The following is an 899-nucleotide window of genomic DNA, read 5'->3' as shown; positions in this document are numbered from 1 at the left end:
AGCGCGGCCGGCGGTGTGCCGCCGTAACGGTCGAAAAGCGGCGCAAGCGCCCCGATCCACCGCGCTTCCCGCGCCGCGTCGGCGCGCGGCGTCGCATGAACGAACAGGTTCACGTTGAACGCCCGCATCGTCCGCTCGCGCGTGGCGCGGATCATCGCCCGCGCCCGGTCCACCTCCACCGCGCCGACGGCGATCGACCCCAGCGCGCCCGCCTCGGATACGGCCGCCGCCATCGCCGGCGTGGACACGCCCGCCATCGGCGCCTGCACGATCGGCAACCTCAATCCCAGCTGTCCGGGCAGGCCCATGGCGCGCGCCCTACCGCCCCGCCACCCCGCGCGCGATCGCCCCCACGATCGCCAGCGTGCGGCGCGCTTCCTCCAGGTGGAGCAGTTCCACCATCTTGCCCTCGACGCGGATCGCGCCCTTGCCGGCGTTGTCCGGCAGCGCGAACGCCGCCTCTACCGTCTGCGCCCATTCGACCTCGGCGGGCGCGGGGGTGAACACCCGGTTCGCCGCCGCGATCTGCGCCGGGTGGATCAGCGTCTTGCCGTCGAAGCCCCAGTCCAGCCCCTGCCGGCACTCGGCCTCCACCACCGCGTCGTCGTCCAGCACGTTGCATACGCCGTCCAGCGCGATCAGTCCCGCCATCCGCGCCGCCAGCACCACCTGCGTCAGGATCGGCAGCAGCGGCGCACGGGTGGCGCCGGGACGGCAGCGCATCTCCTTGGCCATATCGTTGGTCCCGACCACCAACGCCGCCAGCCCGGTGGCATCCGCCGCACCGACGATCGCTGGCAGGTCGACGATCGCACGGCACGTCTCGATCATCGCCCAGAGCGCCGGGCCGTCGCCCAGCGTGGCGCGCGCCTGCGCCAGCGTGGCGGGGGCCGATACCT

Annotated in this window: 2 protein-coding genes; both read right to left on the bottom strand. The window is 73.9% G+C overall.

What is annotated here, in order from left to right; translation table 11 throughout:
* Positions 1-308 (bottom strand): nitronate monooxygenase (locus AX685_RS01050; RefSeq protein WP_197418428.1); only part of this gene is annotated, 308 nt, incomplete at its 3' end.
* Between the two features lie 10 nt (positions 309-318).
* A partial coding sequence (locus tag AX685_RS01045) for an HpcH/HpaI aldolase/citrate lyase family protein (RefSeq protein WP_231738487.1) occupies positions 319-899 on the bottom strand: 581 nt, incomplete at its 5' end.

It is taken from the genome of Sphingomonas sp. CCH9-F2 (genome assembly GCF_001556735.1).
In the GTDB taxonomy this organism is placed as follows: domain Bacteria; phylum Pseudomonadota; class Alphaproteobacteria; order Sphingomonadales; family Sphingomonadaceae; genus Sphingomonas; species Sphingomonas ginsenosidimutans.
Note: the sequence above shows the minus strand (reverse complement) of the source record. Positions and strands in the feature narration are given on the sequence as shown.